At 60.8% G+C, this 25,878-nt stretch carries 20 protein-coding genes; 2 read left to right on the top strand and 18 right to left on the bottom strand.

Annotated elements, in window-relative coordinates:
• Positions 1-3 precede the first annotated feature (3 nt).
• The 17 genes from ACGK9R_RS03485 to ACGK9R_RS03405 form a co-directional block, all read right to left on the bottom strand.
• The gene (locus tag ACGK9R_RS03485; protein ID WP_394578173.1) at positions 4-1,020 is read right to left on the bottom strand and encodes an ABC transporter permease; all 1,017 of its coding nucleotides are present in this window, start codon (positions 1,018-1,020) and stop codon (positions 4-6) included.
• Between the two features lie 38 nt (positions 1,021-1,058).
• Entirely contained in the window at positions 1,059-2,669 is a 1,611-nt protein-coding gene (locus tag ACGK9R_RS03480; protein ID WP_394578171.1) for an ABC transporter substrate-binding protein, read from the bottom strand.
• A 352-nt stretch (positions 2,670-3,021) separates the two neighbouring features.
• Entirely contained in the window at positions 3,022-3,774 is a 753-nt protein-coding gene (locus ACGK9R_RS03475; RefSeq protein ID WP_394578169.1) for a FadR/GntR family transcriptional regulator, read from the bottom strand.
• Between the two features lie 278 nt (positions 3,775-4,052).
• On the bottom strand, positions 4,053-5,333 hold the full coding sequence (locus tag ACGK9R_RS03470) for a TRAP transporter large permease (protein ID WP_394578168.1): 1,281 nt from the start codon (positions 5,331-5,333) through the stop codon (positions 4,053-4,055).
• Between the two features lie 3 nt (positions 5,334-5,336).
• Positions 5,337-5,873, bottom strand: coding sequence for a TRAP transporter small permease (locus ACGK9R_RS03465; protein WP_394578167.1), 537 nt, complete (start codon positions 5,871-5,873; stop codon positions 5,337-5,339).
• Positions 5,874-5,932: 59 nt separating this feature from the next.
• Positions 5,933-6,925: a TRAP transporter substrate-binding protein gene (locus tag ACGK9R_RS03460; protein WP_394578166.1), complete on the bottom strand. Its 993-nt coding sequence runs from the start codon at positions 6,923-6,925 to the stop codon at positions 5,933-5,935.
• A 705-nt stretch (positions 6,926-7,630) separates the two neighbouring features.
• Positions 7,631-9,208, bottom strand: coding sequence for an aldehyde dehydrogenase (NADP(+)) (locus ACGK9R_RS03455; RefSeq protein ID WP_394578165.1), 1,578 nt, complete (start codon positions 9,206-9,208; stop codon positions 7,631-7,633).
• Positions 9,209-9,472: 264 nt separating this feature from the next.
• The gene (gene kdgD / locus ACGK9R_RS03450; protein WP_394578164.1) at positions 9,473-10,390 is read right to left on the bottom strand and encodes a 5-dehydro-4-deoxyglucarate dehydratase; all 918 of its coding nucleotides are present in this window, start codon (positions 10,388-10,390) and stop codon (positions 9,473-9,475) included.
• 244 nt (positions 10,391-10,634) lie between these two features.
• On the bottom strand, positions 10,635-11,960 hold the full coding sequence (locus ACGK9R_RS03445) for an enolase C-terminal domain-like protein (RefSeq protein ID WP_394578163.1): 1,326 nt from the start codon (positions 11,958-11,960) through the stop codon (positions 10,635-10,637).
• Between the two features lie 61 nt (positions 11,961-12,021).
• A complete protein-coding gene (gene garD, locus ACGK9R_RS03440; RefSeq protein WP_394578162.1) occupies positions 12,022-13,590 on the bottom strand; it encodes a galactarate dehydratase in 1,569 nt (522 codons plus the stop codon).
• Positions 13,571-15,133, bottom strand: a complete 1,563-nt coding sequence (locus tag ACGK9R_RS03435; protein WP_394578161.1) for a tripartite tricarboxylate transporter permease — start codon at positions 15,131-15,133, stop codon at positions 13,571-13,573. The genes garD and ACGK9R_RS03435 overlap by 20 nt, the downstream gene beginning before the upstream one ends.
• A 19-nt stretch (positions 15,134-15,152) precedes the next feature.
• On the bottom strand, positions 15,153-15,587 hold the full coding sequence (locus ACGK9R_RS03430) for a tripartite tricarboxylate transporter TctB family protein (protein WP_394578160.1): 435 nt from the start codon (positions 15,585-15,587) through the stop codon (positions 15,153-15,155).
• Positions 15,588-15,690: 103 nt separating this feature from the next.
• Positions 15,691-16,746, bottom strand: a complete 1,056-nt coding sequence (locus ACGK9R_RS03425) for an ABC transporter substrate-binding protein (RefSeq protein ID WP_394578159.1) — start codon at positions 16,744-16,746, stop codon at positions 15,691-15,693.
• 312 nt (positions 16,747-17,058) lie between these two features.
• Positions 17,059-17,820: a metallophosphoesterase gene (locus ACGK9R_RS03420; RefSeq protein WP_394578158.1), complete on the bottom strand. Its 762-nt coding sequence runs from the start codon at positions 17,818-17,820 to the stop codon at positions 17,059-17,061.
• Positions 17,821-17,823: 3 nt separating this feature from the next.
• Positions 17,824-19,536, bottom strand: coding sequence for a thiamine pyrophosphate-dependent enzyme (locus ACGK9R_RS03415; RefSeq protein ID WP_394578157.1), 1,713 nt, complete (start codon positions 19,534-19,536; stop codon positions 17,824-17,826).
• A 363-nt stretch (positions 19,537-19,899) separates the two neighbouring features.
• Entirely contained in the window at positions 19,900-20,436 is a 537-nt protein-coding gene (speG, locus tag ACGK9R_RS03410; protein ID WP_394578156.1) for a spermidine N1-acetyltransferase, read from the bottom strand.
• On the bottom strand, positions 20,405-21,658 hold the full coding sequence (locus ACGK9R_RS03405; RefSeq protein ID WP_394578155.1) for an NAD(P)/FAD-dependent oxidoreductase: 1,254 nt from the start codon (positions 21,656-21,658) through the stop codon (positions 20,405-20,407). Before ACGK9R_RS03405 ends, speG begins: the two co-directional genes overlap by 32 nt.
• A gap of 88 nt (positions 21,659-21,746) precedes the next feature.
• Between ACGK9R_RS03405 and ltaE the strand changes: the two genes are divergently transcribed.
• Positions 21,747-22,751, top strand: coding sequence for a low-specificity L-threonine aldolase (ltaE, locus tag ACGK9R_RS03400; protein ID WP_394578154.1), 1,005 nt, complete (start codon positions 21,747-21,749; stop codon positions 22,749-22,751).
• A gap of 11 nt (positions 22,752-22,762) precedes the next feature.
• Here ltaE and fhuB read toward each other — a convergent pair whose 3' ends face one another.
• Positions 22,763-24,763, bottom strand: a complete 2,001-nt coding sequence (fhuB, locus tag ACGK9R_RS03395; RefSeq protein ID WP_394578153.1) for a Fe(3+)-hydroxamate ABC transporter permease FhuB — start codon at positions 24,761-24,763, stop codon at positions 22,763-22,765.
• A 159-nt stretch (positions 24,764-24,922) separates the two neighbouring features.
• On the opposite strand from fhuB, the gene ACGK9R_RS03390 reads away from it, so the two are divergent.
• The gene (locus tag ACGK9R_RS03390; RefSeq protein WP_394578152.1) at positions 24,923-25,852 is read left to right on the top strand and encodes a siderophore-interacting protein; all 930 of its coding nucleotides are present in this window, start codon (positions 24,923-24,925) and stop codon (positions 25,850-25,852) included.
• The last annotated feature ends 26 nt before the right edge of the window (positions 25,853-25,878 follow it).

The raw sequence follows: 25,878 nt of genomic DNA, 5'->3' as shown, positions 1-25,878 counted from the left end.
TCATTATTGGGTCCTCGGATCGAACAGCTTGTAAAGGACGTCGGAGAGCAGATTCAAGAACACGAACACCAGCCCGATGAACAGCACCGAGGCCATGACCGCATTCATGTCTCCCATCAGAAGGCTATCGGTCAGATACTGACCGAAACCGGGCCAGGCAAAGACCGTCTCTATCAGTACCGCGCCTTCGAGCAGGCCGCCATAAGCGAGCGCCACGATGGTCAGAAGCTGAACGCGAATGTTCTTGAAGGCATGCTTCCAAATGACACTGCGCTCGGAAAGCCCTTTCACTCGGGCGGTCTTGATGTACTCCTGGGAGAGCTGCTCGAGCATGAAGCTTCGCGTCATGCGGCCAATGAAGGAGACCGAGTTCAACCCGAGAATCAGTGCTGGCAAGGCGATATGACGTACCGCGCTGAAAAAAGCCTCGATATTGCCGGAGAGCAGCGTGTCGATCAGATAAAAACCGGTATAGCTTTCGAACATGCCATCATAAGCAAAGCCGATGCGCCCCGCGGCTCCCGCCCAATTGAGCCATGCATAGAAGATGATCAAGCCGACCATGCCGACCCAAAATACCGGCGTCGAATAGCCGAACAGCGTGATCAAGCGCGTCAGGTGATCGCCCAAGCGCCCACGATGGGTCGCGGCATATACACCCAGCGGTACGCCCAGCCCAACGCCTACCATGATGGCAATGGTGGCGAGCTCGATGGTGGCAGGGAGCACGCGTAGAATGTCATCCACCACCGGGCTTCCCGTTAGAATGGCGCGCCCAAAATCGCCGGACAGCATGTCCTGTAGATAGTAGGCATACTGAACCCAGATAGGGCGGTCGAGCCCCATTTGCTCGAACACCTGCTGGTAAGTAGAGCTGTCGGCATCGGGGCCGATGACGGCCAGCACCGGGTCGATCGGCATCAGCCGCCCGATCACGAAGGTCATCGTCAAAAGCCCGAACAGGGTGATGAAGACGACGCCCAGCTTTTTCGCAATACCCGGAAAGCGTGATCTTGTCATTATTGTCTCCTCGCAGTTGAAACCTTCGACGGCGATCGTTAGCGCTTGGTGATGGATCTCAGGCGCGTCATCGCTGCCGGATCATCGCGATACCCTTCGACCTCCTCCCGCACGGCGACGGTATTGACCATCTGCGAGAAGGGAAACAAAGCGCCCACGTCCTCTTCGTAAAGGGACTGGATCTCGCCATATAAGCGTTTTTGTACGTCGCTATCCGCCTCCGCCACGGCTTGCAGGATCAACTCGTTGATCCGCTGGTTCTGATAGCCGGTTCGCCAGCCCTGAAAGTTGGTGAGCCGTGCCGCATCGTCGTTGTCCGGGTTGAACAAGAGCGGGGTCAGGTTGGAGTCCGGGTGGGGCGCCATTCCGCCGCCACCTCGCCCTACGAGAATATCGAAGCGACGATCGCGCATGGCGCCATAAATCTGGTTGCCAGTGCCGGTGATGATCTCGGCATTGATACCGATGCGTTGCAGGCTGCTTTGCAGGTTGATTGCCACATTGATGAAGGGCGATTCGTTGAGCGCACGAATGGTCGTGGTAAAGCCATTTTCGTACCCCGCCCTGGCCAGCAGCGATCGAGCCTGTTCGTTGGAGAGTGAATACATCGGCTCGGGCAGCGTAGCGGGCAAACCCAGCTTGACCGGACGCTGATGAAACTCGCCGTAATACGACATGATGCTATCGTTGATACCCTCATAGTTGATGGTGCCGCGAATGGCTCGACGTACATCCTGGTCGGCCAGAATCTCGTTTTGCATACTGACGGCAACGTAGTAAAGGGTGCCGCGCTGAGTGGTCTGTAGATCGACGCCCTCGGCACTTTCCAACGCGCGAATATCGGGAACCGACATACCGATGGCGACGTCGAGATCCCCTCGCTCGATCATGAGCCGCATGGTTTGCGACTCCTTGAGGTTGCGCATGGCCACTCTGGAAAGCTCAGGCACCTCGCCCCAGTAGGCCTCATTGCGGGTCATGACGATTCTGTCCTGGGGAATCCACTGCTGCAGAACGAAGGCGCCGCTACCCGCTGCGTTCGTGGTCAGCCACTGATTTCCCAGATCACCATCCCGCTCATGGGAAAGCACCAGCTCCTTGTCGAGCACGAAGGCGCTGGGACTGGTCGCCAGGGTATACAGCACCAGGCTGGGATCGAGCTTTCGAGGAAACTCGATCACTACCTCATGAGAGTCAGGCATCGATACGAGCTGCGACATGTTCTCCCGGCTGTAACCCAATGCCTTCCAGGTCGTTGCCAACGCCAGATTGAGCTCCATGACTCGCTCAAGGCTCCACACCACGTCTTCAGCGGTCAGCGGGTTACCTGAGTGAAAGTCGATGTCGTCGCGCAGCGTAAATCTGATCGACATATCATCGTCGGCGATTTCCCAATCACTGGCGATGGCGGGCAAAATCACGGTCGGATCTTCCGGGTCCAGTTCGATGAGCATGTCGTAAAGATTGGCATTGACGAAGGCGATATCGTTGCCCGTGGCCGCCGCCGGATCCAACGAAAGAATATTGTTCATCTTGAAGGCGATGATCAGTTGGTCGCTTGGCGTACTGGCGTGGGCCGCTGTCATCCACAGCAACATCAGCAGTGCGCTGGCACAGCGTGAAAATACGCACTTGGGAAAGAAGCTCATACCATACTCCGTCGGGTTAGCGGGAGGTCGTTATATTTATTCGGTAGCGATTTCCTGGCACTTGCTAATAAAAAGGCAAAACGCCTCACAGACCATTCCAGGTTTTGGGTTTCAGGAAGTTATAACGAAGCACTTTATTGGTAATACATAATACGTTTAACAACGTACTGCTATTGCGTTGCGCCGACACTTCCCCATTAGTCTAAAAAGACGTGAGTTCGCACTCGCGCGCTACGCTCGTTCAGCTCAGTTATCAATCGCAGTAATGAAAACGCTCAGGCCAGGCGGCCCGAGTTATTGAACAGACACGTTGAACACCCTGCAAACCCGGCTCATGAAGATACCAGCGGGTTCAAGGCGTGCTAGTCACGTACTGGGCGTAGGTATCGCGGGCGCGTTCAAGGTGCTGCTTCATTGCCTTGAAGGCCGCCTTGCTGTCGCGCTTGAGAATGGCTTCCAGAATGCGCACGTGCTCGTTCTGAACCCGTTCGAGATAGCGCTGAGACGAGAGCGGGTTGATTTCGCTATTGGAGAGTTTGGCTCGCGGAATGACGCCCTGACTCCAATGCTCGTAGAACGACTGGAAGAACGGGTTCTTGCTCGCCTGGGCGATGGCAAAGTGGAACAGATAATCCTCTTCACGCGCTTGTGAGCGCGCCACGAACGCGCTGGTGAAGGCTTGATGCTGTTGTTCGAGCCGCGCTTGATCGTCACTGTCGTAGCGCCGTGCCGCATGCTCCGCCGCTGCCGGCTCGATCGCCAGGCGCAGCTCGAGCAGGTGAAGAATGTCCTCGACGGTAGTCGGATTGATTCGCCTGGCTGGCAGCGCCTCGATCTTCGAGGTGCGCAGTACCGATGTTCCGACCCCACGACGGGTTTCGACCAGACCCAGCGATTTCAAATGAGTAATGGCTTCACGGATGACCGTGCGGCTAACGCCGAAGGAGTTACACAGGCTGTTCTCGGTGGGTAACCTCTCCCCCACTGCTACCTTTCCTTCGACGATGAGTGTCTCCAACTGATCCGCCACGTGAACCGAGAGGCTGCCCCGTTGGCCCACCCGATTCACCTTGAACGCCTTCGTCCCGGAAGCTTGATTGACCATACCCACTATCCATTCCTTGTACTTGAGAAGCGCCTTTATCGTAAAACCGATGAAGGGGTGAGTAAGCATGCACCTCTCGAGGTAGCCCGGGGCGGTAAACTTGTCGCCCGAATACCCAATCTCAAGATCGCGTATTGAACGGGTCGAGGCTCTCAGCTCGCCTCAACCCATTGACACGACGTCCTTTCCAGTCTTTACGTTTTCAAGCGGCGTAATACAGGAAGCCTGACGACATTGCCCAATGTAGAGTCGCTCTCTCTCATCGAAGCGTTCGAGCATCACCTGAATAGCCCGGGCAACGTCAGCGACACCGCCGGAATGTAGGTCACCAGCATCAAGGCGACGAACAGCGCCAGAAAGAACGGCCAGATGGTGCGCACCGCGTGTTCGATCTTGATCTTGCCGATCACACAACCCACGAACAGGCATGCCCCCACCGGCGGTGTGCAAAGCCCCAGCCCCAGGTTCATCATCAGGATGATGCCAAACTGGATCGGGTCCATGCCGAACTGCATGGCCACGGGTAGAAAGATCGGCGTGCAGATCAGGATCAGCGCCGCCATATCCATGATCATGCCCAGAATCAAGAGGATGATGTTGAGCAGCAAGAAGATCACCAGCGGCCGATCCGAAATGGCGACCAGCCCCGTGGTCAGCATCTCCGGCACGTTGTAAAGCGCCAACAGATACGAGAACGCCGAGGCGCAGCCGACCAGAATCATGACCAGCGACGTGGTCTTGACCGACTGAATCACCGCCGCCTTGAACGACGCCCAGGTCAGTTCCCGGTAGACAAGCCCGGTGACGATGATCGCGTAGATCGCGCCGAAAGCGCCGGACTCGGTTACGGTCAGAATGCCCGACAGCACCCCGCCGACGATGATCACTGCGGTCATCAGCCCCGGCAGTGACGCTACCAGGCTCAAAAGTAGCGCCTGCCAGCCGGGAAACGCCTCACCCTTGTAGCCGCGCTTCACGGCAACGATATACGCCGCCACGGCAAGACTCAGACACATCAGAATGCCCGGCACGATACCCGCGATGAACAGCTGCGTGACCGAGATACCGCCACCGGCGGCCACCGCGTAGAGAATCATGTTGTGACTCGGCGGAATGACCACCCCGGCGACAGAAGAGGTAACCGTGACATTGACCGCGTAGTCGGCGTCGTAGCCCTTCTCCTTCATCACAGGAATGAGAATGGAGCCCAGCGCCGAGGTATCCGCCACTGCCGAGCCGGAAATGCCGCCGAACAGCATCGAGGAGCTGATATTGACCATGCCAAGGCCGCCGCGCATACGCCCAACCATGGCCGAGGCCAGCCGCACCAACCGTGTCGATATCCCGCCGTGGAGCATCAGCTCGCCGGCGAAGATGAAAAACGGAATCGCCAGCAGCGAAAACACCGAAATGCCCGAAAGAATCCGCTGAAAGGCAACGAACAGCGGCAGCCCCTCGTACATGAAGGTAGCGACCGCCGCCAGCCCCACGGCAAAAGCGACCGGCGCACCGGCCACCAGGCCCAGAAAAAAGAGTCCAAACAGGATAAACAGCCCCATGGCCTAGGCCCTCTCGGTGGAGCGAGACGTGAACCGCCGGAAAATATCGGCGGCGGCAAACAGCGCAATCAGCACACCACAGATCACCAGCGGCGCAGCGCGAATGCTTTCAGGCAGCCCGATCATGGGAATTGCACGCTGGGTATTGGTCATCACCAGCTGCCACCCCTGAACCGCCATGAAACCGCCAAATACGACGATGAACAAATCCGAAATATGGTGCATCAGCCCGCGCAGCAGCGGCGGGAAACTTTCACGCACGAAATCGATATTGAGATGGCTGCGATAGCGCACCCCGGCCGCCGCCCCCAAACAGGTGATATACACCACCAGCACGAGCGAGGTTTGCTCGACCCAGGTGGGCGTATCGTTGAGCACGTAGCGCCCGAACACCAGCCAGCCGAAGGTGACGATCAACACGACCAGCATGATGCCGGCAACCCCGACGCACAGCCCGGCAATACCATCCAACGTGCGATCAAGCGGAGTGTTGAAAGCCCTGCCTTTCTGCTCGTCCGGGGTTTCAAGTTCTATACTCACGAAAGCGTCCTTTTGACTCCCGGCGGCTCATCGCCGCCAGGAAACGATCAAACGAAAGATCACTGCGCAGCGCGAATCTCTTCGATCAGCTCGCCGGTGCCGGGGTTGTTGGCGATGAACTCTTCGTACATCGGCTCCATCAGCGTCTGGAATGCCTGCTTGTCGTCGACCTCGTTGATTTCGACACCGGCATCCAGCACCATCTGACGGCTTTCGTCGGAGCTTTCTACCCACAGCGCGCGTTGAAGCTCGGACGCCTTCATGCCTTCGTCACGCACGATCTCCTGATCCTCTTCGGAAAGCGCCTCCCAGCTCGACTTCGCCACGCACAGACACTCCGGAATAATCAAATGCTCGGTGAGCGAGAAGTAGCCGGCGGCTTCGTAGTGGTTGCTCGACTCGAAGGACGGGAAGTTGTTCTCGGCGCCATCAAGCACGCCGGTGGTGAGGCTCTGATACACCTCGCCGTAGGACATGGGCGTGGCGTTACCGCCGAGGGCGGCCATCATCTGCACATACAGGTCGTTGTTCATGACGCGAATCTTCAAACCACGAACGTCTTCCGGCGTACGGATGGGGCGCTGGGTGTTGTAGATACTGCGCGCGCCGGAGTCGAACCAGGAGAGCACCACTAGCCCCTTCTCTTCCAGCGCATCCGCGAAACGCTCGCCGATCTCGCCGTCCATCACCGTGTGCATGTGGTCGATATTAGTGAACAGAAACGGCAGCGAGAAGACGTTGGTTTCGGGCACGATCGGCCCCATCGGCCCCATGTTGAAGTTGGCGAAATCGAGCGCGCCGTTGCGGGTCTGCTCGATGGCGTCGGACTGATCACCCAGCACCGCGTTGTTGTAAACCCTCGGCGTCACGCGGCCTTCGGTACGCTCGTTTACGGCTTCGGCGAACGCCTCGAGCGCCTCGGTATTGGGATAGCCGTCCGGATGGATGTTCCAGCCGCGCCAGTTAGCGGCCTGGGCGGAAACGGCGGCGGCAAGAAGCGACACGCTGGTGAGCGCGACGAGCGTTTGACGGCAGATCGATGCTGTTTTCATTACTGAAACCTCTTGTTGTGTCGTTGGTTTTACGGCTTCACGAAAGCGGGCCCGGGGTGCACCGCTCGAACTTCAACTCAAAGCAACGTGGCGTGAACACTCAAGCGAACAGGCCCCCTACCAAGGAGCGTTCGCTGGTGAGTTTATTCACCTAACGATGCTCTAAGCTTTTTTTGATCATGAGATACCACTATCTCTTGAATTATTTGCTATCGCTTCTTCAGGCACAGCAATACCTTTTAAATTCAATAGAGTAAAACCTCAAAACCATTTGTCTTACATCATACAAATCTTGATCGTTAAGTTAGCCAACTGCCTTTTTACAGGCAAGTAGCAATAAGTCTAAATAGACTAAAGTTACAGTCTCGGCCGCTCGATCCGCGCGATCAAAACGCTCGCCTCCGGCTTAAAGCGCCATGACGTTGCTTACTTTCAACGACGACAGAAAACGATATCATCACGCGCCTGGTACGTATGGATAAGAGCGTATCGCCCCTGATTTTTGGTTCATCTCACGACACGGTAAGTGGCTTGTCTGGCGATCTTCTCCGAGTCGAACACATGAAAACCTGACAGCCTCCACCCCCGCTCAATAAGACTCTCGATGCTTCAAGGCATTTCACCCTGCTCTTACCCCCTACAACCAACAAGGCCGCCCAAAGGCGGCCTTGAAAGCATGGTGACCCCGAGGGTCTAGCGCATCGATTACTGCTCGCGCTTACCGTCCACCAGACGCCGCAGCTTGAGCGGGTTGTCGTTCTTGATCGCTTCCGGCAGCAGGCCTTCCGGCAGGTCCTGGTAGCAGACCGGGCGCAGGAAGCGGTAGATCGCGGCGGTACCTACTGACGTGGTGCGCGAGTCAGAGGTCGCCGGGAACGGGCCACCGTGCACCATGGCGTCGCACACTTCGACGCCGGTCGGCCAGCCGTTGACCAGAATACGGCCTGCCTTGCGCTCGAGCGTGGGCAGAAGATTGCGCGCCGCATCCAGATCCGCATCGTCCATCTGAAGCGTTGCGGTCAGCTGGCCTTCGAGATGCTCGGCGACCTTCTTGAGCTCGGCTTCATCGGCACACTCGACCACCAGCGATGTCGAGCCGAAGACTTCGCCCTGCAGCGCTTCGCTTGCGAGGAAATCCTGGGCGCCGGTCTTGAACAGGCCAGCCTGACACTGATTGGGGCTTTCGCCCTTCTGACCGCGCGCTACTTCCTGAGCCTTGCCGCTCTCCTTGAGGCTCTGAACGCCGTTTTCGTAGGCTTCAAAGATGCCCGGCGTCAGCATGGTTTGCGCGCCGCTTTCCTTGACGGCTTCACCCGCTGCCTTGACGAAGGCATCAAGCTCCGGACCCTTGATGGCGATCACCAGGCCCGGATTGGTGCAGAACTGGCCGGCGCCCATGTTGAGCGAGCCCACGAATGCCTTGCCCATCTCCTCGCCGCGTGCCTTCAGCGCTGCCGGCAGCGGGAAGACCGGGTTGATGGAACTCATTTCGGCGTAGAACGGAATCGGCTCGGGGCGTGACTGGGCCGCTTTCCACAGCGCGATACCGCCGCTGCGCGAACCGGTGAAGCCGGCGGCCTTGATACGCTCGTCGCTGACCAGCGCCGTACCCACTTCACGGCCGGAGCCGAACATCAGCGAGAACACGCCTTCCGGCAGGCCACACTTCTTGACCGCCGCCTGGATCGCGCGGCCGACCAGCTCACCGGTGCCCGGGTGTGCGGCGTGCGCCTTGACGATGACCGGGCAACCCGCGGCAAGTGCCGAGGCGGTGTCGCCACCGGCAACCGAAAACGCCAGCGGGAAGTTGCTGGCACCGAAGACCACGACCGGACCCAGCGCGATATGACGCTGGCGCAGATCGGCGCGCGGCATCGGCTGACGATCGGGCATGGCGGGGTCGATGCGAACATCGAGCCATTCGCCGGCGCGCACGGTCTTGGCGAACATACGCAGCTGGCCGCAGGTACGGCCGCGCTCGCCCTGGATACGTGCCTGGGGCAGCCCGGACTCCGCTACGGCGCGCTCGATAAGCGCATCACCCAGCGCTTCGATTTCATCGGCGATGGTTTCAAGGAATTTGGCGCGGTCTTCGAGTGAGGTTTCGCGGTAGCTATCGAAGGCATCCCACGCAAGCTGGCACGCCTGATCTACCTCAGCTTGAGTGCCGCCAGCGTAGCCTGGCTCCAACCGCTCGTTGGTCGCCGGGTTGATGGCCTGAATGGGATCACGAGAGCCCTTGACGGCTTTCTGTCCGATCAGCATTTCACCTGTTAGATTCATCTTGCCTCCTGCGATGAGAATGATTGCCTGGCCGGTTTGACACCGTACCAGGTACCCCTTTGCTCATACCCCAAAACACATAACACCAACGTAACAAAGCATTACGTCCGGCATCGCTTTATTGGCGCTTTCTAAATAAACGATACCGGAGATAAATCAGGGATTGAATTTGTCTGGCGTATTCACTGGTCAACGCGGCCAGCTTGGGCGATCAGCCCCATAGTAGTTCACCACGCGACCAACATCGATGTATGTTGATAACTTCTATAGCGACTTGGCGTTTTCGACCAGTTTTTTCAGCTGGCTCATTTGCTCGTCGTTGGGCATGGTCAGCGGGGCGCGCACGTTGCCACCGGGATAGCCCACGATGCCCGCACCCGCCTTGACCAGGCTGACTGCGTAGCCGGGAGTGGTGTCACGCAGGGTGACGAAAGGAATGAAGAATTCCCGCGTCGCCTTGGTAACGAAGTCGCTGTCACCCTGACGCAGCGCCTTGTAGAACTTCACCGCCATTTCGGGCACGAAGTTGAACACTGCAGAGGAGTAGGTGCTCACACCGATCGCGAGGTAAGCTTCGGCGATGATTTCGGCGGTCGGCACGCCACCAACGTAGCCAAGGCGATCGCCCAGAGTCTTGATGGTGATGTTGAGCGCCTGCATGTCGCCCTTGCCATCCTTCAAACCGATCAGATTATCGCAGCGATCGGCAAGCGATTTGACCGCATCGACGTTGAGATAACCGTTGGCGCGGTTGTAGTAAATAACGCCCAGGTCGGTGGACTGACAAACGCTCGCCGCGTACTCGACGATGCCACCTTGCGAGCACTCGGTCAGGTAAGGAGGCATCAGGAGGATACCGTCGGCGCCCTCTTCCTGGGCGATGCGGGCGTGCTCGCTGGCAAGCCCCGCGCTTTGGCCGGCGCTGGCGATGATCGGCACGTGTCCACCGATGGTGTCGACCGCGACCTTGACGATTTCGCGGAACTCATCGAGGGTCAGGTTGAAAAACTCACCCGTACCGCCCGCCACGAACAGCGCGGAAACTTCATACTCTTTCAACCACAGCAGGCGCTTGCGATAGCTTTCAGCGTCGAACTTGCCGCTTTCGTCGAAGTCGGTCACGGGGAACGACAAAAGCCCGTCGGTAATAGACGCTTTGAGTTCTTGTTTAGAAAAATTCATGCGGGACTCCTCTTGTTCGGTTTTCGGGCTACCATGACTGACGGCGGCACAGGGATTCAAAAAATTAGAGTATACCTTATATTGTCATACATCATACAAATATTCTTGTAGACTTTAGCCTAAAGAAAGGTGTAATCACAGCCCCTCATACTTAATGAGAAGTCTGTGAAGGGTTCCATCGTCAGGAAAATAAGAGACAAACATTAAACTCACAGATTTTCGTTCATGACGAATAATCAGCCGCTCAGCGCACCAGCGCCGGCCGCTTGGGATCGAAGCTCCAGCCGGGAATCAGGTACTGCATCGCCATGGCGTCGTTGCGCTGGGTCACGTCCAGCGATTTATACAGCCGGTGCGCGGCCATCAGTTGCTCTTCATCGAGCTCGACGCCCAGTCCCGGGGTGGACGGTACCTTGAGCTTGCCGTCACGAATCAGGAACGGCTCCTTGGTGATGCGTTGGCCGTCCTGCCAGATCCAGTGAGTGTCGATCGCGGTGATCTCGCCCGGGCAGGCGGCGGCCACGTGGGTCATCATGGCCAGCGATATATCGAAGTGGTTGTTGCTGTGCGAGCCCCAGGTCATGCCCCACTCGTTACACAGCTCCCCGACCATGACCGCGCCCTGCATGGTCCAGAAGTGGCAGTCCGCCAGCGGAATATCGACCGCGTTGAGTTGGGTGGCGAACTGCAGCTGCTTGAAGTCGGTGGCGATCATGTTGGTCGCGGTGGGCAGGCCCGTGCGCTTCTTGAACTCGGCCATGGTTTCGCGCCCGGAGTAGCTCTCCTCCTGGCCGCAGGGGTCCTCGGCGTAGCTGAGAAGGTGCTTGATCGGCTCGAGCACGCGCACCGCTTCGTCGAGTTTCCAGGCGCCGTTGGGGTCGAGCGTCAGGCGCGCTTCGGGGAAGGCGTCGTGCAACGCACGGATGCAGTCGGCCTCCTCCTCGCCTCTGAGCACCCCGCCCTTGAGCTTGAAGTCCTTGAAGCCGTAGCGATCGAACGCGGCCTTGGCGAGATTGGCCACCGCCTCCGGCGTCAGCGCCTTCTGGTAGCGCACCTCGTCCCAGGCATCGACCGCGTCGTTCGCCTTCGGGTAGGGCAAATCCGTCTTGTCCGGGTCGCCGAGCAGAAACAGATAGCCGAGTGCTTCGACCTCATTTCGCTGGCGGCCGTACTGGCCGAGAAGATCCGCCACAGGAAGGCCGACCGCCTGGCCGTAAAGATCCAGAAGCGCCGACTCGAGCCCGGTGATGACGTGAACCGCCACGCGTAGATCGAAGGTCTGGCGGCCGCGCTCTTCGCGGCCGTTTTTAGCAAGGGCCTGGCGCGCGCTGTTCAAGGTCTGCTTGAAGGCATTGACGGTGGTGCCTTCCACGATAGCGCGACACTGCTCCAGCCCCTTGAGAATCCCTTCGCTCGAGGGGATTTCACCGACGCCCTGATTGCCGGCGCTATCTTCCAGAACCACGACACAGCGAATGAACCAGGGCGCGTGACCGCCGCTCAGGTTGAGCAGGAACCCATCGTAGCCGGCAACCGGCACCACTTTCATCGACGTGATCTTGGGAAACATGGCGATAGCTCTCTTGTCGTTTAGCGCTTTTGCGTTATTGATGCGTTTTAAAGGCGGCAGCTCAGGTCACCGGCGCGGGATTGAACAGCACCAAATCGTTGTGGATGCCGAGACGGTCCGCCGAGGCCTGCTTGCGGCCGCTGGCGACATCGAGGATCAGGTGGAAAAGCTCCCAGCCCAGATCCTCGATGGTGGCCTCGCCGGTGGCGATGCGTCCGGCGTCAAGATCGATGATGTCGTGCCAGCGCCTGGCCAGGTGCGAGTTGGTCGCGACCTTGAGTACCGGCACCATGGCGAGCCCGTAAGGCGTGCCCCGTCCGGTGGTGAAGACCTGCAGGTTCATGCCCGCGGCCAGCTGCAGCGTGCCGCAGATGAAGTCGCTCGCCGGCGTGGCGGCGAAGGTCAGCCCCTTGCGGCGCAGCCGCTCGCCCGGGCCGATGACGTCGACGATCGGCGAGTTACCGGACTTGATCACCGAGCCCAGCGCCTTCTCGACCACGTTGCTCAAGCCGCCCTTCTTGTTGCCCGGTGACGGGTTGGCGCTACGGTCGGCTTGGCCCTGAAGCAGGTAGTCGTCGTACCAGGCCATCTGGTCGATCAGCGCCTGACCGACCTCGCGGTCGACGGCGCGCGGCGTGAGCAGGTGAATGGCGTCGCGCACCTCAGTGACTTCCGAGAACATGACGCTGCCGCCGGCGCGCACGATCAAATCCGTGGCAAAGCCCACCGCCGGGTTGGCGGTCACGCCGGAAAACGCGTCGCTGCCGCCGCACTGCATACCCACGGCAAGCTCCGAGGCCGGGCAGGTTTCGCGGCGTCGCTTGTTCAAGCGCTCCAGGTGGCGCTCGGCCATGGCGAGAATGCCCTCGACCATCTCGCCGAAACCTTCGAAGCTCTCGTCCTGAAGGCTCAGCACGTTGGCGTCCGGGTCGGCGGCCTCGCTGTTCTCATAGATCTTCACCGGGCGGTCTTCGAGCAGCGTCGACGGCTGGAGCTTTTCACAGCCAAGGCCGATCACCATGATCTCGTTGCCGAAGTTCGGGTTCAGCGCGATGTTCTTGAGCGTGCGAATGGGTACGATCGCCGCCGGCGCGTTGATCGCCACGCCGCAGCCGTAGCTGTGATTGAGCCCGACCACGTCGTCAACGTTGGGAAAACGCGGCAGAAGCTCGCGCTTGATCCGCGCGACCACGTACTCCACGGTGCCGGCCACGCACTGAACGCTGGTGGTGATCCCCAGCACGTTCTTGGTGCCGACGCTGCCGTCCGGGTTACGAAAGCCATCAAAAGTGTAGCCTTCAAGCGGCTCCTGGGCCGGCGGCGTACGGGTCGCCAGCGGAAGCTCGGAAAGCGCCGGAGCCGTCGGCAGGCGCACGTTGTGCTCGTTGACGTGCGCGCCGCGCTCGATGGCAGTGACCGCAGTGCCGATCACTTCGCCGTAGCGCACGATGTCGTCGTTTTCCTTGATCGGCGCAAGCGCCACCTTGTGCCCCTGGGGGATCGGCATCAACGTCGTGCATGACTCGTTGATCTTCACCCCTTCGGCCAGTCCGCCGTGCTCGATCACGATGGCGACGTTGTCGCTCGGATGAACCTGAATGACGCGAGAATTAGTCGTTAGTTGAGTCATGAGACTTTCCTGCAGTGGTGTTCGAAGGGGTGTGCATCTGGCTCAGCTCCATTTTCTGGCGAGCGCGCGACTTGAACCCCATCACGATCGCAAACAGTACCGACGCGGCGATCAACGCCCAGAGCACCATGGCGATCGGGCTCTTGGTGAAGAAGATGGTGTAGGTGCCGAAGGACTCGAGGCTCTTGACGAAATAGACCTCCGCCTGGCTTCCCAGAATGAAACCAATGATCAGCGGCGCGACCTCGAGCCCGATCTTCTGAATCAGATAGCCCAGCACCCCGAAGATCAGAAGCGTCCAGACATCGAACATGATGCCGTAGTTGATCGCGTAGGCACCCACCACGCACATCATGACGATGAGCGGGTAGAGGATGTGCTTGGGTACCATGACCACCTTGGCGATATGCTTGATGGCGAAGAACATCAGCGCGAACATGACGAAGTTCGCCAGCACCAGCGCCGTCATCATTACATACCAGGTATCGTGGTTTTCCGGAATGAACAGCGGCCCCACCTGGATGCCCTGCAGCGTGAAGGCACCGATCAACACGGCGGTGGTGGAGTCCCCCGGAATACCCAGCGACAACAGCGGAATCAGCGCGCCACCGGTCAGGGCGTTGTTGGCCGACTCCGAGGCGATCAGTCCCTGGGGGGCGCCCTTGCCCATCTGCGAGGAGTCCTTCGCCAGGTTCTTCTCCTGGGTATAGGCGAGCACCGAGGCCGCGCTGCCACCCACGCCTGGCAGCATGCCGACGAAAGTGCCAATGAACGACGAGCGGGTCAGGTTGGTGAAACTGCCTTTGAAGATCGAAAACGAGAAACCGCCCTCCTTGCCGATCTTGATGCGCTCGCCGGCGGTGTCGCGCTTCACGCCCTTCTCCGCCTCCAGCAAAATCGTCGAGATACCGAAAATGCCGATCAGCACCGGCAACAGTGAAAAGCCTTCGAACAGGTACGGCTCCATGAAATCGAACATCAGCCGGGTATGGCCGTTGCCGCCGTCGGAGATACTGTAGTCGCCGATCAGGCTGAGCCAGATGCCGATCACGCCGCTGAAGATACCGATCAACATGCTGGTGGAAAGCGAGGCGATCACCGAAAGCGCCAGCAGGATGATCAGAAACTTCTCCACGTAGGAGAACTTGATCGAAAAGTCCGCCAGCAGCGGCGCGAACAGAAACAGCACCAGCGCGCTGACCAGCCCGCCCACGAGCGATGCGATGACGCACACGCGTAGCGCCTTCTCGCCCTCGCCCTTCTGGGCCATCGGGTAGCCGTCGAAGGTGGTAGTGATCGAGGAAGGCGTGCCGGGAATGTTCAACAGCACCGCCGGCACCATCCCGCCGGAAATGCCGCCCACGTATAGCCCGAGCAGCAGTGCAAGCCCGTGATTGAGGCCGAGTGCATAAGTCAGTGGCAGACACACGGCCACCGCCATGGTCGCCGTCATGCCAGGAATCGCGCCGAAGATGATCCCCACGAGGGTGCCAAAGCCGACGAGCAGTAAAAAGGTGAAATCGATAAAAGCTAGAAAATCCATGGCAATTTACCCGCTTGGGTCACGGCAGAGTGATGGTGAACAGCTTGGCGAGCACGAACCAGGCGATGGTCGGTGCGGCGATGGCGTTGATCACCACGATGATCAATTTTTTCTTCGTCCAGTCGTGGAGATACATCAACGACATGAGCAGCACGAAGACCATCGAGACGAACAGAAAGCCGTAACCGGTGTAGGGAAACAGATCACCGACCACCGCCATCAGATAGAAATACGCGCTGATCAGCGCCAGGGTACCGAAAAAGCGTTTCGAGTCCCGCGCCTCGCCGATGATCGGCAGGGTGCGCTCACCGCGTTTGACCGCAGCCATGAAGGGGGCCACTTTCGTTACCAGAATCAGCAAAAAAAGCCCGGCCAGCACCCAGTGCACGATGTGGGGAAAAAACAGGTGTGACGTCTCGAAGTCGATCGACACGCTCAAAAGATCTGAGGCCATGGCGGCTCCACGAACGTAGATTCGGCACGTAACCGGCGCCTTAGCGCCGTGTGCCTACCAGAGGAAGGCGCGGCCGGCGCTCGAGCGGCCGGCCGCGGTGTGCTTAGTTGATGTTGCTGATGATGTCCTGATAGCGCGACATCTTATCCTGCAGGTACTCGGAGGCTTCGGCGGAGGGCTTGAAGTCCGGGATAAAGAAGGCGTTCAGCTGCGCCTCTTGCACGTCGCCTTCGTCGAAGATCTCGGTCAGCGCTTCGTCGATCTGATCGATGATGCCCTGATCCATCTCCTTGTTATAAAGGAAGAAGAACTCCTTATCGAAGGTGAAGTTCTCGTCATCGCCCATGGTGACGGTGACGTTGGGCTCGACGTACTCCAGAAGCTGATCGCGAGTGGTCTGTCCAAGCCCCTCTTCCGGCGCCTGCTCGATGGTTTCCTGACGCGCGGTCAGCCAGACGAAGCGCATCGCCTTCTGATCGCTTTCGGGCAGGCGGGTATACTGTTCGTTGGCCTGCACACTGCCGTTGATGACGTCGGCCTGACCGTCGAAGAGCTGCTGATTCTTGTCGGACTGGGAGCCGGTGTTGACCGCGACCAGGTTATCTTCCTGCCCCGGATGCTCGATGGCGATCGCGTTCTTGAGCGCGCTGAAGCCGATTTCCGATACCCCACCTGGCTGGATCGCGACGCGCACGGTTTCACCGCTGCCGACCGCTTCGATGATGTCGTCCAGACTCTGATAGGGGGAGTCCATGGGCACGAGATAGGCGTTGCCCGGGTTGATGGCGATAGTCGGCCCGATGGTGTACTTCTCGAAGATATCGTCGTAGCCCTGAACGCCGTACAGATGGCCAAGGTAAGACTGATCGTGGAAGATCATCAGGGTGTTGCCCCGGGAGTCCCGGTCCAGAGTGCGAAACGCGGAGCTTGCGCCCACGGCGTCGACCTTCATGTTGACACCCAGGTGCTCGGCCAAACGGTCGACCACGATGCTGGCGTTCTGGTAGGTGTCGCCACCGGTAGAGGTCGAACCAATGACTACACGGACGTTGCCGCGAAGCTGGGCATCCTGGGCCATGGCAACACCGGAGCCCAGGGCGGCTCCCATCATGACACCGGCGACACTAACACTCATCAGCGTTTTTCTGGATAGCAGCATAAGCTTACCTTTTGCGTTCATTGTGAGTTATAGCCTTTGAGAACGACTCTTCGGCCCGAGACTCGCAAAGCGACCGATTGCTGGCGTGGTGTGTATTACCTCGTTTGCATATTGGTAATACATCATACAAACGAAGAGTAAGAAGAAGCACCGAGGCGAGCAACAGGAAACGGTCAAAACGCGACCAAAGTTCAATGCTCGATCCAGGCCAAAATAGGGAAAACGCTGTTTTTGCCCATAAAGCCAAACTTAACATTGCTCAACAGGGGCATTAAAAGCGCTCGTGCGCTGTGCTGGAGGGCTTTGAGCGGATCAAACCGTCACGATCAAATCCTGACGAAAGCGCTCGGCGACGGGCTCGTCGGGGTAGCCGCCGGGGTTGGCCACCACGCGCGTCCCGTCGTGCACACTATCCACCGCCTCATGCACGTGGCCGTGAATCCATAGATCCATCTGGCCCATCAGCGCCGTCAGGTGGGAGGCAAAGGCGGGTGAGAGCGCATCGCCTGCGTAGCGCGGCGGGATGCACTCATCGAGCGGCGCGTGGTGGCTGATGACCACGCGCGGCCCGTCGAAGGGCTCGTCGAGCGCCCGGGTCAACCACTTCACCGCTTCGCGATGAAGCGCTTGGCTCGCCTCGGGGGTGAATACGTTGAAGTACTCGTCGGTCACGATCTGAAAATCCGGCATCATGGTCACGGCTTTATGGCGCGTGACCCGCGGGTCGTGGGTCGGATCATCCGCGTAGAGCGCGAAGTCGGTCCACAGCGTCGTGCCGTAAAAGCGCACCCCGCCAAGGGTCACGGCGCGATTATCCAGAAGCTCGATACCAAGGCGCTCGGCCTCGCGCGCCATCGCTTCGCGGTGGTTGGGTAGGCAGGTGCCGTAGAACTCGTGATTGCCCGGCACGTAAAGAATCGGCATGCCGGGAAAACGCGCTCTCGCCCAGGCAAACCCCTCGAGCTTCTGGTGAATGTCGCCGGCCAGAATCACGACGTCCGCGGGTACCTCATCGAGCACCCGCCCATTGGGAAAGTGCTCGAGGTGCAGGTCGGAGAGAACGCGTAGCCGCATCGTCTAACGCTTCAGGAAGTTGCTTTTCACCAGATGGACGACCTCGTCCATCCGCCCGCTCAGCACCGCCTTGGCAGAGTAGAGCGCGGTGGCGCCGACCTGGCCGGCTTCCACCTTCGGTGGCATGACCAGCTCCATCGGGTTGGTCATCACCTCCAGAAGCGCCGGGCCCGGCTGGGCGAGCCACTCGGTCACGGCGTCGTCGAGCTCATCCTCGCGCTCGACGCGCTTGCCCCAGAGCCCGATGGCGCGGGCCACGCCGCCGAAGTCGGGGTTCTCGAGCTCGGTGTAGGCGTCGATCATGCCCTCCACCTTCTGCTCAAGCTCGACGAAACTCAGCGATTGGTTGTTGTACACCGCAATCTTGAGCGGGATCTTGCGCTGCACCAGGGTCAAAAGATCGCCCATCAGCATCGAAAGCCCGCCGTCGCCGCACAGCGCGATCACCTGGCGCTCTGGATACGCAAGCTGAATACCCAGCGCCTGCGGGTAGGCGTTGGCCATGGTGCCGTGCTGCAGGCTCGAAAGCGTCTTGCGCTCGGGGCCTGAATGAATATGGCGCAGCATCCAGACGTTGACGCTGCCGGTATCGGCGGTGAACAGCGCGTTCTCATCGCTCAGCCGGTCGATGGCGAGCGTCAGCTCCTGAGGGTGAATCGTGGTGTTGCTTCTGGTGTCGTGGGCAGACTTTTCCAGCGACTTCCTGTAGCGCTTCTGGCACTTCTCGAGCCAACCGGTGTGCTCGTTGGGCTTGACGGCCTGGTTGAGCGCCTCGCAGGTATCGGCGACGCTGCCGACGATGCCCACGTCCACCGGGTAGCGCTTGCCGATCTGGTTGGGCTCATGATCGACCTGGATGATCTTCGCGCCGTCCGGGTAGAACTGGGCAAAGGCAAAGCTGCAGCCCAGCAGCAGAAGCGTGTCGCACTCAGCCACCGCGTGGTAGCCGCCTTCGAGCCCGTAAACCCCGGTCATACCGACCTGATAAGGGTTGTCGTACTCGATGTAGTTCTTCGCCCGCGAGGTCCAGGCGATGGGAGCGTTGAGCTTTTCGGCAAGCGCGATCACCTGCTCGCGGGCGTTTTCGCAGCCGGCGCCGGCGAAGATCGTGATCTTGCCGCCCTTGTTGAGCGCTTGCACCGCCGGCACCAGCGCTTCGGCGCTGGGGCGAATCGAGTAGTCGAAGGTGTGGGCCTGGAAGTCGAGCTTGCTCTGCGGCGTTTGCGTCATGACGTCGCCGGGCACCACCAGCACCGCTACCCCGCGCTTGGCGAGCGCGGCCTGGGCGGCCATTGCCGCCATGCGTGGCGCCTGCTCCGGAGAAGCGATGGTTTCGCAGAACACGCTGCACTGCTTATAAATATCGGTCTGATCCACTTCCTGAGGGAACTGGCTACCGACTTCGCCGAGCGCAATGTGACTTGCGATCAGCACCACCGGGGCGTTGTTGCGGTGGGCATCGAACAGGCCGTTGACGAAGTGCAGGCTGCCCGGCCCGCAGGAGCCGGCACACAGCGTAAGCTCCCCGGTCATGTACGCCTCGCCGCCGGCAGCGAAGCCGCCCACCTCCTCGTGGCGCACGCCAACCCACTCGACATCGCTGTGCCTGAGCGCGTCAGTGAAGTGGTTCAGCGAATCCCCGACCACGCCGTAGCAGCGCTTTGCCCCGGCGTTTTGCAGCGTGTTGACCAGTATCTCGGCTACATTGGCGCTCATTAGCGACTCCTTTCGCAAAAATTAATTAGGCACCCCCAAGCCTAGCCGCGGATGCGCGCTTTTGCCGCCCCGATTCGGCGGTCGAACGAAAACCCTCATGCTGCATTGCAGCAAAAATGCGGCTATAATGGAGTGGTTCGCACACAAGGAGCACGCGATCATGAGTAACGCGATCAATCGTCATCAAAGCGACGAAGTCTGGCACTTCTGGGAGCAGCAGGCCCAGTGGCAGCGCCTCGCGGCGGAAGGGTTCGCCACCCACGTCGGCGGATGAATGCCTTGACCATACGCACCCCGAATGCAAAGCCAGCCTTAGCGCTGGCTTTTTTTATGCGCTGGCTTTTTTATGTACTAGCAAGGGCGCTAGGGCACTTCGTTCTCGAGGCGCGCCTTCAAGTACGCCTGCTGTAGTACGTACATGCGCTTGACATCGCGATAGCGCCCGTTGATGAAGAACTCCTGCACCAGATGCCCCTCTTCGATGAAGCCGCACTCCCGGTAGAGATGCACCGCACGCTCGTTTTCGACCGCCACGATCAGGTACACCTTGTGCAGGTTCAGGATGGTGAAGGAGTAGTTGAGCGCCTGATGAATCAAAGGCCTGGCGAAGCCGCGGCCCTGATGCTCCGGGGCGATGATGATCTGGAACTCGGCGCTTCGGTGGATGTAATCGATCTCGATCAGCTCGACCAGGCCGATGGCGAGCGCGTCGGCGGTCTGAGCGACGAAGCGCCGCTCGGCGTTGTCGTGAATGTGCTTGTTGTAGAGCTCCTCGAGTTCGTCGAAGGATTCGTAAGGCTCTTCGAACCAGTAGGACATGACGCTTTGATTGTTGTTGAGCTCGTGAACGAAACGCAGATCGCTTCGTTCAAGCGCGCGAAGATACAGAACCGGGCTCATCGGTAGGCTCACTCTGGAGTCGCGTGAAGGAGAGAAAATCGGCCAGCGGGTGTGGGCGCTCCTCGATCAGGGCGCGCAGCAGCGGCGCCCCCATCATCGAGTAGGTAATGCCGTTGCCGCCGTAGGCCAGCGCGAAGTGTACGTGCGGCCCCCACGCCGGGTGCGGGCCAAAAAAAGGCAGGCCGTCATCGGTTTCGGCGAAGGTACCGGCCCAACTGAAGGTCGGGTTGATGGTCAGGTGCGGCCAAAGCGCTTCGACCTTGCGGGCAAGGCCATGTGCCTTCTCCATTACCCGCGCGTCGCGGCGCGCCGGCTCGTCGACCTCATCGTCGTCGCCGCCGACCAGTAGCCGCCCCTGGTCGGTGGCGCGCATGTAAAGATAAGGCCTGGCGGATTCCCACACCAGCGTGTGACGAAGCTTGCCAAGCCCTTCGGTCGCGATCGGGTCGGTCACGAAGGCGTAGCTGCTGCGATTTTTCGCCACCGGTGTTGGTAGCCAGCGCTGCGACTCGTAGCCGGCGGCGATCACCACCTTGCCCGCGGTCAGCGTCGAGCCGTTCGAAAGCTCGAGTACCACGCCCGACTCACCGGGCTCGATCGTCGCCACCTCGGTACGATCGAACACCTCGCCACCGCGCGCCTGCACGCGCTCGAAGAGTCGGTAGGCCATCAGATAGGGGTCGAGGCTCGCCGCCAGCCGCGACAGAATTGCGCACGGCGCGTCGACCCCGAACGCCTTCTTGAGCGCGTCGCGATCGAGCCACTCCATGTCGAAGCCGTGCTTTTCACGCAGCGCAAACTCCGCCTCGAGAGGGGCCACATCCTCTTCGCTGCTGGCGTAGTAAAGGCTTTCGTGGCGCTCGAAGGAGACCTCGCCGAGCTCGCCGGCCAAGCGCTCGAGTTCGATGATCGCATCGGCGCAGCCCTGGTAGGCCATGACCGCGCGCCGCTCGTCAAATCGTTTGGCGAGCTCGACCATGTGGGTGTCGATTTCGTACTGCAAAAGCGCCGTGCTCGCCGCCGAGCTGCCCCAGCCGATATCGCGACGCTCGAGCACCACCACGTGGTGGCCGTGGCCAGCAAGCTCATCGGCGATCAGCGCGCCGGTAATCCCGCCGCCAATGACGGCGACATCGCAACGATGATCGTGCTCCAATCGGGGAAAAGTGAGAAAGAGTCCATTTTTAACGGCCCAGAACGGGTAACCGCTTTTGAGATCCATGTCATTGCCTTCACGTTGTGGTCCTGTTAACCATAGCGTCTGGGCTTCGAATTGTCCGTAGTCCCCCGCATTCACAGGAGCCAACGTCTTGATCGATCTACGCAGCGATACCGTGACCCGCCCAAGCCAGGCCATGCTGGAGGCGATGATGGCCGCACCGCTCGGCGATGACGTCTGGGGCGACGACCCGAGCGTCAACGCCTTTCAGGAAGCCCTCGCCCAGCGCACCGGCAAGCAGGCCGCCCTGCTCTTCCCCAGCGGCACCCAGAGCAACCTGGTGGCCTTGATGGCGCACTGCGAGCGCGGCGACGAGTACATCGTCGGCCAGAATGCCCACACTTACCGCTACGAAGGCGGCGGCGCCGCGGTGCTGGGCAGTATCCAGCCCCAGCCGATCGAGAACGCCGCAGACGGTACGCTACCGCTGGAGAAGATCGAGGCCTCGATCAAGGCCGACGACCCCCACTTCGCCCGCACGCGTCTGCTGGCGCTCGAAAACACCATCGCCGGCAAGGTGCTGCCCGCCGATTACGTCGAGCGCGCCGTGGCGCTCGCCCGCCAGCACGGTTTGGCGACCCACCTGGACGGCGCCCGACTGTTCAACGCCGCGGTCGCCACCGATACGCCGCTCGACACACTCTGCGCGCCGTTCGATAGCGTCTCGCTCTGCTTCTCCAAGGGGCTGGGTACGCCGATGGGCTCGGCGCTGGTCGGCTCCCACGACTTCATCCAGAAGGCGCGCCGCTGGCGCAAGGTGGTCGGCGGCGGCATGCGCCAATCCGGGCTGATCGCCGCGGCCTGCCAGTACGCGCTGGATCACCACGTGGAGGATTTGAAAGAGGATCACCGCCGCGCGGCGCGCCTGGGCGAGGCGCTCGACGCGCTGCCCGGCATCACGGTGACCTCCCAGGCCACCAACATGGTGTTCGCCCAGGTGGACAAGGCCCACATCGCACCGCTTGCCGCCTGGCTCAAGGAGCACGACATCCTGCTCGATTTGGTTTACGCCACCCGCTTCGTGGTGCATCGCGATATCGATGACGCCGACATCGAGCGCGTGATCGACGTCATGCAGGCGTTTTTCCACCGCTGAGTGCAGCAGGCTCAAAGGCGGCGCAGCCCCCACATGAAGTAGGCGCCGCCGATAAGAGAGGCCACCAGCCCCGCCGGGATATCGTAGGGAAACATGATCTGGCGGCCGATGAAATCCGCCAGCACCATCAACAGCATCCCGATCAGCCCAGCGCCCAATAGATGCCACCGGGCGCGGGAAAAGCCGACCAGTCGCGCCATGTGCGGTGCCAAAAGCCCGATGAACGAAAGCGGGCCGACCACCAGCGTGGCACACGCGGTGAGCACGGCGACCAGCAGCAAAATGCCCAGCCGGGCGCGGCCAAGAGCGATCCCCAGCCCCCGCGAGGTGGCCGCTCCCAGCGGTAGAATGTCCAGCCAGCGGGTGAACGGCAGCGTCATCAGCAAAAAAGCGATCGCAGCAGTGCCAACGAGCAGCGCGCTTGTCACATCCACGTGATAGGTGGAGCCGGCAAGCCAGGCGATTACCTGCTGGCCGCGCGGGTCGCCGCCGGCGAGAATCACCCCGCGCACCGCATCGAACAGCGCACCGAACGCCACGCCGCTGAGCAGGAGTCGCTCGGGCACGAAGCCGCTCTTTTGATTGAGCAAGACCAGAAGCGCGAGCGTGACCAGCGCTCCTAGCGTGCCCACCCCGACCAGCAGCCCGCTCTGCGTCGCGGGCAGCCAGTAGATGCCGAGAATCAGCGCGATCGCGCAGCCACCGCTGATGCCCAGCACCTCGGGGCTCGCCATCGGGTTGCCCGAAAGCCTTTGCAAAAGCGTGCCCGCCACGGCCAGCATCAGCCCGCTGGCCGCCGCGGCGATCACCCGCGGGGCGCGCCACTCCATGACCGCCGCGTCGAACGGCGATACCAAACTCAGCCCCTGGCCGGTCTGACCGACCACGAGCCCCACCAGGATGGCCACGACCAGCGCCACCAGTAGCGCCATCGCCCGCCGCCCCGGCATCGGATGGCGATGCATGGCCACCGGAGCAGCCGCGGGCGCCCGGTCGCCTTGAAGCTTCAAGCGCGGAATCAGCCAAAGCAAAAGCGGCGCCCCCAGCGCGCCGGTCACCGCACCGGTCGGCAACAGCGTCGTGAGCTGGCCGGAAAAACGCTGCAGCAGTAAATCAGTGCTCGCCAGCAGTACCGCGCCCAGCAGCGCCGAGTAGAGCATGCGCGGGCCAAGACGCCGGACGCCAGCCATACGTACGATGTTCGGCGCCGCCAGACCGATGAAACCGACCAGGCCCACCACGCTGACGACGCTTGCGGTCATGAATACCGCAAGCCCGAGGCCCGCCAAACGCAGATACTTGAGCGAAATCCCGAGACTTTTGGCGCTGGCGTCGTCGAGTTCCAGCACCGCCAGCGGGCGAATCAGCAGCGCCGCGACCACCGCGCTGAGCGCAAACCGCAGGCAGAGCGCCGACACACCGTCCCACCCACCTTGCGCCAGCGACCCTGCCCCCCAGATCAAAAGCCCCGCCAGCGTTTCGTGGTTGAACAGCAGCACCGCGGTCGCCAGCGCCCCCAGATAGAGATTGACCACCAGCCCCGCCAGCACCACGACCACCGGCGCCAGCCGGCGCCGCCAGGCCAGAGCGAATACCAGCACCATGGCCGCCGCACCGCCACCAAGCGCCACCCACTCTCGCCCGAAAGCCAACAGGCCGGGGGCCAGCAACGTCGCCATCATCAACGCCAGATTCGCTCCGCTGGCCACGCCCAGGGTGGTGGGCGAGGCCAGCGGATTGCGCAGTACCTGCTGCATCAAAACGCCGGCCAGCGCCAGCGCGCCCCCCGCCAGCAGCGACACCGCCACCCGTGGCCACCAGGTGAAATAGAGCAACAGCTCATCGACATCGTTTAGCGCGGGCGACCACAAGACGCTCACGCCCTCGACCACCCCACCCCGCTCGTACAGCGCCAGCACCAGTAGCCCCATCAGGGTCAGGGCCAGAAAACAACATACCCAGGCGGGGGGCATGCCGCCGATTTTTCGACTCAACGGCGTACTGCCGGACATGGTGAATACCTTTTGATAACGACTCGCTCCAAACGAGCGAATCCATGCCCGGCAGCCGGGCAAACGATTCAAGACGACGAGAAAGCGGGTATTGCGGCGGCACACTTTAAATGATAACCATTAGCACCACAAACCCTCTGAACGGCGAGCAAAGAGCCCATGGCAGGCAAGCAGGCCTATCAACTTTTCGATATCACCCTGGCACGACGCACTCAGGTCAGCCCCTCACTGGTTCGATTCACGTTTACCGGCCCCGATGTCAGGCAAATGGCCAGCTACGCGCCGGATCAGCGCATCAAACTCTTCTTCGCCCAGCCAGGCGCTGACCTTACGCCGCTGTTCGAATATCCGCCCTCCCAGGACTGGTACAGTGCCTACCAGGCCCTGCCCGACGCGATCCGCCCGTTCATGCGAACCTACACCATTCGTGCCCTGCGCCCGGCGCTTGGCGAAGTCGACATCGAGTTCGTGCTTCACGGCGATACCGGCCCGGCCTCGCGCTGGGCGATGAACGCACGCCCCGGCGACACGCTGGCCATGGTGGCCCCACGCGCTGGCGCCCCGGGCCCTCATCTCGGGTTCGAATGGAAGCCGCCGAAGGGCGTTCGGCGCATTCTTCTCATGGCCGATGAAACCGCGGTTCCCGCCGCCGTGGGCATCCTCGAGGAGCTGCGCGGCCATACGGCACCACCGCGTATTGAGGCGTTTTTCGAAGTTCCTTGCGAAGACGACGCCCAGCCCCTTGCCGATACGGCGTGGCTGGCGAGAAGCACCCTCCCGGCCCGTGAGCACGGCGAGCGACTGCTCGAGGCGGTGCGCGGTATCGATCTCGCCCGGGAGATCGAGATACTGGGCGGTAAGCCCGGCCGGGCGCTTGAAAACGAGTCGGGGATAAGCGAAGCGGAAGAGAGCGATGCACCGTTCTGGGAACCGGCCTGCGCCGATGACGGCGAGCCGTTTTACGCCTGGATCGCGGCGGAAACCCGCGTTGCCCGAAAGCTGCGGCGCTATCTGGTCAATGAGTGCGGCGTGCCCAAACGCTGCGTGGCCAGCATGGGCTACTGGCGGCAGGGCCAAGCGGGCGGCTAGCGCCGCACCGAAACCGCCGATACGAA

It is taken from the genome of Halomonas sp. HNIBRBA4712 (genome assembly GCF_043558675.1).
GTDB lineage: Bacteria > Pseudomonadota > Gammaproteobacteria > Pseudomonadales > Halomonadaceae > Vreelandella.
The sequence above is the reverse complement of the archived record's forward strand: the minus strand, read 5'-3'. Positions and strand labels throughout refer to the sequence as shown.

What these genes read in the sequence shown, in the direction of transcription:
- ACGK9R_RS03390 (WP_394578152.1), top strand. Translation starts at nt 24,923, where the DNA reads ATGGCAGGCAAGCAGGCCTATCAACTTTTCGATATCACCCTGGCACGA.
- ACGK9R_RS03460 (WP_394578166.1), bottom strand. Translation starts at nt 6,925, where the DNA reads ATGAAAACAGCATCGATCTGCCGTCAAACGCTCGTCGCGCTCACCAGC.
- speG (WP_394578156.1), bottom strand. Translation starts at nt 20,436, where the DNA reads ATGAGCCCGGTTCTGTATCTTCGCGCGCTTGAACGAAGCGATCTGCGT.
- ACGK9R_RS03420 (WP_394578158.1), bottom strand. Translation starts at nt 17,820, where the DNA reads ATGCGGCTACGCGTTCTCTCCGACCTGCACCTCGAGCACTTTCCCAAT.
- ACGK9R_RS03455 (WP_394578165.1), bottom strand. Translation starts at nt 9,208, where the DNA reads ATGAATCTAACAGGTGAAATGCTGATCGGACAGAAAGCCGTCAAGGGC.
- ACGK9R_RS03415 (WP_394578157.1), bottom strand. Translation starts at nt 19,536, where the DNA reads ATGAGCGCCAATGTAGCCGAGATACTGGTCAACACGCTGCAAAACGCC.
- ACGK9R_RS03445 (WP_394578163.1), bottom strand. Translation starts at nt 11,960, where the DNA reads ATGTTTCCCAAGATCACGTCGATGAAAGTGGTGCCGGTTGCCGGCTAC.
- garD (WP_394578162.1), bottom strand. Translation starts at nt 13,590, where the DNA reads ATGACTCAACTAACGACTAATTCTCGCGTCATTCAGGTTCATCCGAGC.
- ACGK9R_RS03405 (WP_394578155.1), bottom strand. Translation starts at nt 21,658, where the DNA reads ATGGATCTCAAAAGCGGTTACCCGTTCTGGGCCGTTAAAAATGGACTC.
- ACGK9R_RS03485 (WP_394578173.1), bottom strand. Translation starts at nt 1,020, where the DNA reads ATGACAAGATCACGCTTTCCGGGTATTGCGAAAAAGCTGGGCGTCGTC.
- fhuB (WP_394578153.1), bottom strand. Translation starts at nt 24,763, where the DNA reads ATGTCCGGCAGTACGCCGTTGAGTCGAAAAATCGGCGGCATGCCCCCC.
- kdgD (WP_394578164.1), bottom strand. Translation starts at nt 10,390, where the DNA reads ATGAATTTTTCTAAACAAGAACTCAAAGCGTCTATTACCGACGGGCTT.
- ACGK9R_RS03430 (WP_394578160.1), bottom strand. Translation starts at nt 15,587, where the DNA reads ATGGCCTCAGATCTTTTGAGCGTGTCGATCGACTTCGAGACGTCACAC.
- ACGK9R_RS03480 (WP_394578171.1), bottom strand. Translation starts at nt 2,669, where the DNA reads ATGAGCTTCTTTCCCAAGTGCGTATTTTCACGCTGTGCCAGCGCACTG.
- ACGK9R_RS03435 (WP_394578161.1), bottom strand. Translation starts at nt 15,133, where the DNA reads ATGGATTTTCTAGCTTTTATCGATTTCACCTTTTTACTGCTCGTCGGC.
- ACGK9R_RS03470 (WP_394578168.1), bottom strand. Translation starts at nt 5,333, where the DNA reads ATGGGGCTGTTTATCCTGTTTGGACTCTTTTTTCTGGGCCTGGTGGCC.
- ACGK9R_RS03425 (WP_394578159.1), bottom strand. Translation starts at nt 16,746, where the DNA reads ATGCTGCTATCCAGAAAAACGCTGATGAGTGTTAGTGTCGCCGGTGTC.
- ACGK9R_RS03475 (WP_394578169.1), bottom strand. Translation starts at nt 3,774, where the DNA reads ATGGTCAATCAAGCTTCCGGGACGAAGGCGTTCAAGGTGAATCGGGTG.